We start from the raw sequence: 10,758 nt of genomic DNA on the forward strand, positions 1-10,758 counted from the left end.
TCAGGCTCCGTAACGGTATTTGAGGTAGTCCTGGGCGCGGCTGAGCACGGTGAAGGCATCACGCAGGCTTTTGCGCTCGAACTCCGAAAGCCGGTCGGGTTCGATGCTGTTGCCCGGCTCGCGGCCGGCGCGCACGTCATCGGCCTGATTGCGCAAGCGCACATCGAGCAAAAATTCGAGCGCGTTGCGCAAATCCTCCCCCCGACCTGGCGGCAGGATGCCAGCCCGGATCACGTCGTCGAGCCGCTCGTGGGAATTGACCGCCCCCGAGCCAGCGGCCAGCGCATGCACGCGGATCAGGTCGGTCAGGGGCGCCGTGCCGCGCCGCTTCAGGTTGATGGCCGCAGTGTGACGGCCATCGGGCTCCAGCACGAAATCTTTGAAAAACCCCAAAGGCGGCGTGCGCTGCAAGGCATTGCGGGCCATGCTGGCCAAAAAGCGTGGGTGCTCGCGGGCCATGCGCGCTACCCGTCGGCGTATGCCCTCCACCCAGACGGTGCGGCCATGCACGCCGTCCAGGTCGAAAAAAATGCTGCTGTGCAACAAGCCCTCGGGGGTCGGCTGCTCGATCCAGTCCTGAAAATACCGCTGCCACTGACGCAAGGGCTGGCGCCAGCGGGGCGTCGTGGCCATGATGCCGCCGCTGCAATAAGGGTAGCCGCAGCGGGCCAAACCGTCGCTGACGTCTTGGGCCAATTGCGCGAAATACGCGTCGTGGCGCTGCGGATCAAAGCGGTCATCCAGCATCAGGGCGTTGTCCTGATCGGTCACCCACCCCTGCTCTTGCCGCGCCATCGAGCCCAGGGCCAACAAGCAATAGGGCACGGGTGGCGGCCCGAGCCGCTGCTCGGCCAACTCCAGCAGCCGCTGCTTGAAGGCCCGGCCAATCGCCGACAGCGTGCCAGTGACGATGCGCGCCCCCATCCCCTCGCCCACCATGCGGACAAACCCGGCCTGCACCTCGGGCACCAGGGCGGCCAGCTCGTCCACCGACTGGGCGCGGCCAATGCGGCCAACGACGAACAGGCTGTGGTGCGACTCGTGCCGGATGATGTCGGACAAAGCCAGCACCCCCACCGGCCTGCCCTGCCGCAGCACGGGCAAATGGTGCACGTTGTGGCGCAGCATCAGCCCCATGGCCTCGAAGACGGGGCGCCCCGCTTCGATGGTGACCACGTCCCGGGTGGCGATCTGGGCCACCGGCGTGTCCAACGGCAGCCCCCGGGCCAACAGCCGGGTGCGCAAATCGCGATCCGTCAGGATACCGCTGAGGGCGGGCGCCGGATCGTCGCCGCTGTGCGTCACCAGCAGCAGGGATGAGACGCCGGCCTCGGTCATGTGGCGCGCGGCCTCTTGGGCGCTGGCACCGTCGGCCAGGCAGACCGGCTCGCGCTGGAGCAGTCGGTCCACGTTGGCCGACAGCAGCGGATTGTCCGCTTCCTGCCGCGCCACCACTTTTTGGAGCCGGGTGCGGTCTTCGATCTCCACGTGATCGGCAAACGCCTCGTGGTTTTCGAACAATTCGGTGAACACCGGCTCGGGCAGCAGATACAACAGGGTGTCTTCCTTGGCCCGCGCCGGGAACCGCACCTTCTTGCGATGCAGCAGCCCGAACTCGCCGAAATAGCCGCCTTCGGTCAGGCGGTTGTAGAGCGTGCCATCGCGGCGAAACACCTCCACCACGCCGCTGCGCACGATGTGCCAGTACAGCGCATCCTGCCCGAACGCGACGATCTGCGTGCCGGCCTTGCAGTAACGCACATCGATGGCCGCGGCAATGCGTTCGAGCGTGGCCTCGTCCAATTCCCTGAACGGCGCATGCTGCCGCAGGAAGCCGACGATCTCGTGGCGCTCGTCTTCCATCAGCGCGGCCGGGGTTCGGAAGCCAGTCCTTTGACCACCGCCAGTGCCGCGACGAGCAGCACCACGGCAAACGGAAAGCCCGTGGAGACGGCCATGGCCTGCAGCGCCACCAGCCCACCGCCCAAAATCAGGGCAATGGCCACCAGCCCCTCAAAGGTGCACCAGAACACGCGCTGCGGCGTGGGCGCATTGATCTTGCCGCCGGCGGAAATCACGTCGATCACCAGCGAACCGGAATCCGAGGACGTGACGAAAAACACCACCACCAGCACGATGGCCAGGAACGAGGTGATTTGCGCCAGAGGCAGCGCCTGCAACATCAGGAACAGTTGCAAAGGCAGATCGGCGCTGGCCACCGCCTCATAGCCATCGTTGACGAGTTGGCTGATTGCCGTGCCACCAAAGACGGTCATCCACAACACACAAGCCAACGACGGCACGATGAGCACCGAAAAGATGAATTCCCGCACCGAACGGCCGCGCGAGACGCGGGCAATGAACATGCCCACGAACGGCGACCAGGAGATCCACCAGGCCCAGTAGAAGGCGGTCCACCCTTGGGCGAAATTGGCATCTTCCCGCCCAAACGGGTTGGCCAGCGCCGGCAAGTACTGCAGATAGGCCGCCAGATTGCCCAACACGCCCGTCACGATGGCCAGCGTCGGCCCCACCACGATGACGAACAGCACCAACAACAGCGCCAGCACCATATTGATCTCTGACAGGCGCTTGACCCCCGCGTCCAGGCCGGCGAGCACCGACACCAACGCCACCGCCGTGATGCCGATGACCAGCAGCACCTGCGTCGTCTCACCCAGTGGCACGCCAAACAGATGGTTCAGCCCGGCCGCCGCTTGCGCCGCCCCCAGCCCCAGCGACGTGGCCAGGCCGAACATCGTCGCCAGCACCGCCAGGATGTCGATCACATGGCCGGGCCAACCCCACACCCGTTCACCCAGCAAGGGATAAAACACGGAGCGTATCGTCAGCGGCAACCCCTTGTTGAACGAAAACAGCGCCAGCCCCAGCGCCAAAATGGCATAGATCGCCCAAGGATGCAGCCCCCAGTGGTAAATCGTGGCCGCCATGGCCAGCCGCTGGGCGGCCACGGGGTCGTCCGCCGCGCCGCTGAGGGGCGCCCAGTCGGTACGCGCCCCGCCTTCGGCCGCCGTGCCTGCCAAAGCGCTGCCAAAGTGCGACAGCGGCTCCGAGACGCCATAAAACATCAGCCCAATGCCCATCCCGGCGGCAAACAACATCGAAAACCAGCCGAGATAGCTGTAGTCGGGCTTGGCCTCGGTGCCTCCCAGGCGCACCCGCCCCAGGGGAGAGAGTGCCACGCCCAGGCACACCAGCACGAACACATTGCCCGCGAGCAGGAAAAACCAGTCCAGGCGGGAAGTCAGCCAGCCGCGCAGGCCGGCAAACAGCGGCTCGGCCGACGCCTGAAACAGCAGCGTCAATGCCACGAAAGCGATGACGGCCAAGCCCGAGACGGCAAACACCCGGTTGTGGATATCCAACCCGAAGGGGCCGACCTTGACCACGATGTTGTCCTGACCGACCTTGTAATCGGTATGGATGGGATTGACCTCGCCGTCTGGGCGCATGGGGTCGTGAGGGGGTGATGACATGGAAACCTCCTGCAATCAGTCAGGCCACGGAAGCGGAGCCAGCGGCCCTGACGGACCGGGGCCCCGGGTGACCTGGGGGTTCTTGTAATGCGTGCATGCCGGTGATGAATCGCGCGAACGGCGCACCAGCATGGCATTCAGTGTAACGGCAACGTCAATCCAGGGGAATGCCGAGGGTCTTGCAGAGCTCGGTCAAGTCGGCGCAGACGGGCACCGCGGCGGCATGAGCTGCCGGCATCGGAGCGGCCGGTTGGCGGGCCACCCACACCGCCTGCATGCCCGCCCCCAGCGCGCCGAGCACGTCCAGTTCGAAGTCATCGCCCACGTGGACCACGGCCTCGGGCGGCACGCCGGCCACGGCCGCGGCCCGGTGAAAAATGCGCGGGTCCGGCTTTTTGCACCCAGCTTCGCGGGCGCTGACCGTCCCGACGAAATGCGCATCCAGCCCGATGCGGCGCAAATCGGCATTGCCGTTGGACAGCGACACCACCGGGAAGCGGCGGCTGAGCCGTTGCAAGGCAGGCAGCGCATCGGGATACAGCGCCACCTGCTGCCGCGCCGCGAAAAACACCTCGAATGCCGGCTCGGCCAGCTCGGTGGCGTCGCCGGCGGCGGCCAAAGCGCGACGGATCGACTCCCGACGCAAGAAAGTCAGGTCATGGGCCAGATGCGGGAACTCGGCATGCACCTGCTCACGCACGGCGCGGCGACGCTGCGGGTCGCTCAGCCAGGCGGCCGTGGCCGGGGCATGCTCGCTCAGCCAGTGCTGCAAAACGCCCTCGGCACGCTCGATGGTGGGCCAGACCGGCCACAGCGTGTCGTCCAAATCCAGGGCAATGGCCCGTATGCGCGACAGGTTCCACATAGGTAAGCGAGAATAGCTCATGGCGTTTGCGAAAGAACCCCCTCACACCCATGGCCAGCCCCAGCGCACGGGGATTTTGCTGTGCAATCTGGGCACCCCGGAAGCCCCCACGCCAGCCGCTTTGCGGCGCTACCTGGGGCAATTTCTTTCCGACCCCCGGGTGGTCGAAATCCCCAAAGCCCTCTGGTGGCTGATCCTGCACGGCTTCATCCTGCGCAGGCGCCCCAAAGCCTCTGCGGCCAAATACGCCAGCATCTGGAGGCCCGAAGGCTCCCCCCTCAAAGTCTGGACGGCCAAGCAAGCCGTGCTGCTGCGGGGCTACCTGGGCGAACGCGGCCACGCCGTCGAGGTGCGCTATGCCATGCGCTACGGCCAGCCCGCCATCGCCGATCAGCTCGACGCGCTGAAAGCCGCCGGCTGCACACGCATTCTCGTGCTGCCCGCTTATCCGCAATACTGCGCCGCCACCACCGCCAGCGTGTACGACATGGTGTTCCAGTGGGGCCAGAAAACCCGCACCCTGCCCGAGTTCCGCTTCATCAACCACTACCACGACGACCCCGGATACATCGAGGCGCTCAAAACCGCGGTGCTCAAGCACTGGAGCACCCACGGCCGCCCCGACCGGCTGGTCATGAGCTTTCATGGCATGCCCGAACGCACCCTGCACCTGGGCGACCCCTACCACTGCGAATGCCACAAAACCGGGCGTCTGCTTGCCGAGGCCCTGGGCCTCGAAAAAGCGCAATACCTGGTCACCTTCCAGTCCCGCTTTGGCCGGGCCAAATGGCTGGAGCCCTACACCGAGCCCAGCCTGATCGCCCTGGCACGGCAGGGCGTGGAACGGGTGGACGTGATCTGCCCCGGCTTCAGCAGCGACTGCATCGAGACACTGGAGGAAATCGACCAAGAAGCCCGCCAAGCCTTTCTGGACGCAGGTGGCAAGGTGTTCCACTACATCCCCTGCCTCAACGACAGCGCCGAAGGCATGCGCGCGCTGGCCGACCTGTGCGAGCGGCACCTGGCCGGCTGGCCCACCCGCACGCCGCCCGACGCCGATGCGGGCCAGCGAACCCGTGAGCGGGCCCTGGCCATGGGAGCCACCGTCTGAACGTGCACCATGGCGCGCATGAGCAGCCCTCCTCCATCGCCTGAACGCGTCCGCCTCGACAAATGGCTGTGGGCGGCACGCTTTTTCAAGACCCGCAGCCTGGCCGCCGAGGAAATCGACAAGGGCCGGGTTCGGATCAACGGCCAGGTGGCCAAGGCTTCCCGAGAGCCCAAGCCTGGCGATGAAATCGAGTTCAAAAGCGGCTATGCCACACGCACCGTGGTGGTCAAAGCCCTGAGCGCGGTGCGCGGGCCGGCGCCACAAGCCGCGCTGCTGTACGAGGAAACGGCCGCCTCCATCGAAGCGCGCGAGCGCGCCGCCGAATGGCGCCGCCTGGCCCCCGAGCCGGCCCACGCCATCGATCAAGGGCGCCCCACCAAGCGCGACCGGCGCCAACTCGATGACTTTCGCGGCGGCGCCAGCCGCCAGCGCTGGAACGACCGCTGGAGCGCGTCGCTCGACGAATGAGCATCCCCACGCCAACCCCGCAGAGGAGACCTCTCTTGAACACATCCCGCTATCCCTTCCCCGACCTCAACACCCTGCCCGAAGACATTCGCGCCCGCATCCTGGAAGTTCAGGAAAAAGCCGGTTTCATTCCCAACGTCTTTCTGGCGTTTGCGCGCCGGCCAGCGGAATGGCGCGCCTTTTTCGCTTACCACGACGCGCTCATGGCCCCAGAAACCGTCGGGCGCGAAAGCGGCCTGAGCAAAGGGGAGCGGGAGATGATCGTCACCGCCACCAGCGCGGCCAACCAGTGCCTGTATTGCGTGGTGGCGCACGGCGCCATCTTGCGCATCTACGAGAAAAAGCCCCTGATCGCCGACCAGGTGGCCGTCAACTACCGCAAGGCCGACATCACCCCGCGCCAGCGCGCCATGCTGGACTTTGCGATGAAGGTCTGCCTGCGCTCGCACGAGATCGACGAAGCGGACTTTGCCGCTCTCCACGCCCACGGCTTCAGCGACGAGGACGCCTGGGACATCGCCGCCATCACCGCCTTCTTCGGGCTGAGCAACCGCATGGCCTCGTTCGCCGGCATGCAGCCCAACCCGGAGTTCTACCTCATGGGCCGCGTGCCCAAGAGCAAAACCTGATCAGGCCACAAGCGCCCGCAAGCGCTCGGGCAGTGGCACCGACTTTTGGTTCGGGAAATCCACCCAGACAACGGTTGCCCCGCCATTGGCATAGACGGTTTGCGGGTCGTCGGCGCGGCTCATGACGTGGTAGCTGTCGAAAGACGTGCGCCCCACCGCGCCGACGTAGGTGCGCACCAGCACCTCACCCGGATACTCCAACTGCCGGATGAAATTGCAAAACGCATTGACGATCACCGGCCCCTCGCCATGCGGGTTGGCAGGCAGCGCGGCTTCAAACATCCACTGCAGCCGCGCGATTTCCATGTAGCGGAAATACAGCGTGTTGTTCACATGGCCCATGGCATCCATGTCGCCCCAGCGGATTGGGATCGTCATGGTATGAACCCATTTTTTGTCTTCTGGAACGTCAATGCGCATCCGGTCTCCTGCCAAGGTCTGAAGCGAGTCGCCCGCACCGACAAGCGGCCGCAAAGCCACGGGAATGTCGTGCCGCGGACAAGGATTGTGCCTCCTGGCCCTCTACAATGCGTCGCGAGCACGACAGCTTAGCGTAAGCTTGGGCTTTCGGCCTTCCATCACGCGAGCGAGACAACACCATGAAAACACCCTCCCCCCTCCTCGAACAGTTCGGCCCGCGCGAGGCCATGGAATACGACGTGGTCATCGTCGGCGGCGGCCCGGCCGGCCTGTCCACGGCCATCCGCCTGAAGCAGTTGGCCAGCGAAAAAGGCGTCGAAGTCAGCGTGTGCGTGCTCGAAAAAGGCTCCGAACCCGGGGCGCACATCCTGTCGGGCGCCGTGATGGATCCGCGGGCCATCACCGAACTGTTCCCCGACTGGAAAACACGCGGCGCCCCGCTGAACCAGCCCGTGACCGGGGATGACGTGCTTTTCCTCAAAGAAGGCGGCGCCACCCGCACCCCCGACTGGCTCATTCCCAACAACTTCCATAACGAAGGCTGCTACGTCATCAGCCTGGGCGCCGTCACCAAATGGCTCGGCGAGCAGGCCGAAGCGCTGGGCGTGGAGATCTTTCCCGGCTTCACCGCCGCCGAAGTGCTCTACCACGACGACGGCCCGCTCAAAGGCGCGGTCAAAGGCGTGGCCACGGGCCACATGGGCCTGGGCAAAGACGGGCAGCCCACCGACGCCTTTCAATTGGGCATGGAGCTGCACGCCAAGTACACCGTGTTCGCCGAAGGCGCGCGCGGACACCTGGGCAAGGAACTGATCGCCCGCTTCAAGCTGGACGAAGGCAAAGACCCGCAGACTTACGGCATCGGCATCAAAGAGCTGTGGGAAATCCCGGCTGACCGGGCCAAGCCCGGCTTGGTGGTGCACACCGCCGGCTGGCCGCTGGACAACGCCACCTACGGCGGCGGCTTCCTCTACCACCTGGAGGGCAACAAGGTCACCCTCGGCTTCGTGGTGGGACTGGACTACAGCAACCCCTGGCTCAGCCCGTTCGAGGAGATGCAGCGCTGGAAAACCCATCCGGCCATCCGCGCCCACATCGAGGGCGGCAAGCGCATCGGCTACGGGGCCCGGGCCATTGCCGCTGGCGGCCTGCTGAGCCTGCCCAAGACCGTGTTCCCTGGCGGGGCGCTGGTCGGGTGTGACGCGGGCTACCTGAATGCCGCCCGCATCAAGGGCAGCCATGCCGCCATCAAAAGCGGCATGCTGTGCGCCGAAGCCGCCTTCGATGCCCTGCAAGCCGGCCGCGCGGGCGACGAGCTCAGCGCTTACCCGGCCGCCTTCGAGCAAAGCTGGCTGTACCAAGAATTGGATGCCGCGCGCAATTTCAAGAGCTGGTTCAAGAAAGGCAACACCGTGGGGGCCTTGATGACCGGAGTCGAACACTGGCTGCTGCCCAAGCTGGGCATGAAGCGTCCGCCGTGGACCATCCATCGCACGGCGGCCGATCACACATTCCTGCGCCCCGCGGCCGAATGCCCCCCCATCAGCTACCCCAAGCCCGATGGCAAGCTGACGTTCGACCGCCTCTCCAGCGTCTTTCTGTCCAACACCAATCACGAAGAAAACCAGCCCGCACACCTCACGCTCAAAGACGCGGCGGTGCCGGTGCAGGTGAACCTGGCCCGCTTTGCCGGGCCGGAAAGCCGCTACTGCCCTGCGGGGGTGTACGAGTTCATCCATAAGGACGGGGCCGACCAGTTGGTCATCAACGCGCAAAACTGCGTGCATTGCAAGACCTGCGACATCAAGGACCCGACCCAGAACATCGTCTGGGTCACGCCGGAAGGCGGTGGCGGGCCCAACTACGCCGGGATGTGAGACAATTTCGTCCAGCCAGGAGAGAGCCCTGACCCAGGTCGGGGCCGCCGAAGGCGCAGGAGGCCAACCCAGACCCCATCTGGGCGCCCTGAACGCTCAGGCAAAAGGACTGGCAAACGTCGGGTTGGCGCCGCACTTTGCGCGTGCGCAGACCCATCGTCACCCCCTGGAGAGAGGCCGCCCGGCGAGGCGGTCCACCGAAGGAGCAAGCGCCGCATCGCCGGGGCGAATCTCTCAGGTAAAGCGGACAGGCGGGCAGTTGCTGCATGCGGGCCGTGCATGGCACAGGCACGCTGCGGTTGTCGCCCTGGGATGGGCTGCTGCCTCGATTTGTCTGAGCCATGTCCGATACCGCCGCTTTACTGACCACCCCGCTGCATGCGCTGCACCAGGAACTCGGTGCCCGCATGGTGCCTTTCGCCGGCTACACCATGCCGGTGCAATACCCCAGCGGCCTGATGGCCGAGCATCAACACACCCGCGCCGCCGCCGGCCTGTTCGACGTCTCGCACATGGGCCAGTTGCGTCTGGTGGGCCCAGACGCCGCAGCCGCTTTCGAGACCTTGATGCCCGTGGACGTGCTGGGCCTGGGCCTGCACAAGCAACGCTACGGCCTGCTGCTCAATGACGACGGCGGCATTCTGGACGACCTGATGTTCGTCAACCGCGGGCAGGACTTGTTCGTGGTGGTCAACGGCGCCTGCAAGGCGCAAGACATTGCCCACATTCAGGCGCGCATCGGGCAGCGCTGCCAGGTTCTGCCCATGCCCGAACAGGCGCTGTTGGCCCTCCAGGGCCCGCAGGCCGTCTCCGCGTTGCAGCGCCTGGTGCCCGGGGTCGAGCAGTTGGTGTTCATGACCGGCATGGCCGCCAGCTGGCAAGGCGCAGAACTCTACATCACCCGCAGCGGCTACACCGGCGAAGACGGCTTCGAAATTTCCGTGCCCGCCACCCATGCCGAAGCCTTGGCACGCGCGCTGCTGGCGCAACCCGAGGTGCGTCCCATTGGCCTGGGCGCCCGCAATTCCTTGCGTCTGGAGGCCGGCTTGTGCCTCTACGGCAACGACATCGACACCACCACCACCCCGGTCGAAGCCGCCTTGACCTGGGCGATCCAGAAAGTACGCCGCCGCGGTGGCGAGCGCGCCGGCGGCTTCCCGGGCGCCGAACGGGTGCTGGACCAGTTGGACGGGCAACTGCCGGTCACACGCAAGCGCGTGGGCCTGATGGCCAAGGAACGCGTGCCCGTGCGCGAACACACCGCGCTGATCGACGACAGCGGGCAGCCCATTGGCACCGTGACCAGCGGCCTGCTGGGGCCCAGCGTCAACCAGCCGATTGCCATGGGCTACGTGCAAACCCGTTATGCTGCACTGGGCACGTCCGTGCAGGCGCTGGTCCGCGGCAAGGCGGTGCCGATGGAAGTCGTCGCCCTGCCCTTCGTGCCCCCCCGCTACCACCGCGGCTGATGCCGCGCTGGGCATCGCACCGTTTGTTTCATTGTCTTGGAGCCCGTCTCATGAACCTGAAGTACACCCCTGACCACGAATGGGTCCGCGTCGATGGCGACATCGCCACTGTCGGCATCACCCACCATGCGCAAGACGCGCTGGGCGATGTGGTATTCGTCGAACTGCCCGAAGTGGGCAAGGCCATGAACCAGAAGGATGTGGCTGGCGTGGTGGAGTCGGTCAAGGCCGCGGCCGATGTGTACATGCCGGTCAGTGGCGAAGTGGTCGAGGTCAATGAAGCGCTGCGCAACGATCCGGCCCTGGCCAACAGCGATCCGTTGGGCGCGGGCTGGTTCTTCAAGGTCAAGTTGAGCCAGCCTGCCGAACTCGATGCGCTGCTGGATGAGACCGCCTACGGCGCCTTGACCCAGTAAAGCCCG

Annotated in this window: 10 protein-coding genes and 2 riboswitches; of the genes, 6 read left to right on the forward strand and 4 right to left on the reverse strand. The window is 65.8% G+C overall.

Features of this window, described 5'->3' with window-relative positions:
* The 3 genes from DFR43_RS06615 to DFR43_RS06625 all read right to left on the reverse strand — a co-directional run bounded on the left by DFR43_RS06615 (position 1) and on the right by DFR43_RS06625 (position 4,383).
* A complete protein-coding gene (locus tag DFR43_RS06615) occupies positions 1 to 1,863 on the reverse strand; it encodes a DUF294 nucleotidyltransferase-like domain-containing protein (protein WP_133596892.1) in 1,863 nt (620 codons plus the stop codon).
* The gene (locus DFR43_RS06620) at positions 1,863 to 3,497 is read right to left on the reverse strand and encodes a BCCT family transporter (protein ID WP_133596894.1); all 1,635 of its coding nucleotides are present in this window, start codon (positions 3,495 to 3,497) and stop codon (positions 1,863 to 1,865) included. The genes DFR43_RS06615 and DFR43_RS06620 overlap by 1 nt, the downstream gene beginning before the upstream one ends.
* A 154-nt stretch (positions 3,498 to 3,651) precedes the next feature.
* Positions 3,652 to 4,383 carry an HAD family hydrolase gene (locus DFR43_RS06625; RefSeq protein ID WP_245988854.1) on the reverse strand — a complete coding sequence of 244 codons (732 nt, stop codon included), beginning with the start codon at positions 4,381 to 4,383 and terminating at the stop codon, positions 3,652 to 3,654.
* On the opposite strand from DFR43_RS06625, the gene hemH reads away from it, so the two are divergent.
* The 3 genes from hemH to DFR43_RS06640 are packed head-to-tail and all read left to right on the forward strand — an operon-like array spanning position 4,382 to position 6,570.
* A complete protein-coding gene (gene hemH, locus DFR43_RS06630; protein ID WP_133596896.1) occupies positions 4,382 to 5,473 on the forward strand; it encodes a ferrochelatase in 1,092 nt (363 codons plus the stop codon). The genes DFR43_RS06625 and hemH overlap by 2 nt on opposite strands.
* An 18-nt stretch (positions 5,474 to 5,491) precedes the next feature.
* Positions 5,492 to 5,941, forward strand: coding sequence for an RNA-binding S4 domain-containing protein (locus tag DFR43_RS06635; RefSeq protein WP_133596898.1), 450 nt, complete (start codon positions 5,492 to 5,494; stop codon positions 5,939 to 5,941).
* Complete coding sequence (locus DFR43_RS06640; protein ID WP_133596900.1) at positions 5,938 to 6,570, forward strand: peroxidase-related enzyme; 633 nt, start codon at positions 5,938 to 5,940, stop codon at positions 6,568 to 6,570. The genes DFR43_RS06635 and DFR43_RS06640 overlap by 4 nt, the downstream gene beginning before the upstream one ends.
* On the opposite strand, the gene DFR43_RS06645 is transcribed toward DFR43_RS06640, so the two are convergent.
* Entirely contained in the window at positions 6,571 to 6,990 is a 420-nt protein-coding gene (locus DFR43_RS06645) for an acyl-CoA thioesterase (RefSeq protein WP_133597055.1), read from the reverse strand.
* Between the two features lie 179 nt (positions 6,991 to 7,169).
* On the opposite strand from DFR43_RS06645, the gene DFR43_RS06650 reads away from it, so the two are divergent.
* The 3 genes from DFR43_RS06650 (at position 7,170) to gcvH (ending at position 10,752) form a co-directional block, all read left to right on the forward strand.
* Positions 7,170 to 8,867 carry an electron transfer flavoprotein-ubiquinone oxidoreductase gene (locus DFR43_RS06650; RefSeq protein WP_133596902.1) on the forward strand — a complete coding sequence of 566 codons (1,698 nt, stop codon included), beginning with the start codon at positions 7,170 to 7,172 and terminating at the stop codon, positions 8,865 to 8,867.
* Positions 8,868 to 8,873: 6 nt separating this feature from the next.
* Positions 8,874 to 8,989, forward strand: a riboswitch (glycine riboswitch).
* 34 nt (positions 8,990 to 9,023) lie between these two features.
* A riboswitch (glycine riboswitch) is annotated at positions 9,024 to 9,128 on the forward strand.
* A gap of 80 nt (positions 9,129 to 9,208) precedes the next feature.
* Positions 9,209 to 10,336 (forward strand): glycine cleavage system aminomethyltransferase GcvT, encoded by a 1,128-nt coding sequence (gcvT, locus tag DFR43_RS06655; RefSeq protein ID WP_133596904.1) that lies wholly within the window; start codon positions 9,209 to 9,211, stop codon positions 10,334 to 10,336.
* Between the two features lie 50 nt (positions 10,337 to 10,386).
* Entirely contained in the window at positions 10,387 to 10,752 is a 366-nt protein-coding gene (gcvH, locus tag DFR43_RS06660; protein ID WP_133596906.1) for a glycine cleavage system protein GcvH, read from the forward strand.
* Positions 10,753 to 10,758 lie beyond the last annotated feature (6 nt).

It is taken from the genome of Tepidicella xavieri (assembly GCF_004363315.1).
Lineage (GTDB): Bacteria > Pseudomonadota > Gammaproteobacteria > Burkholderiales > Burkholderiaceae_C > Tepidicella > Tepidicella xavieri.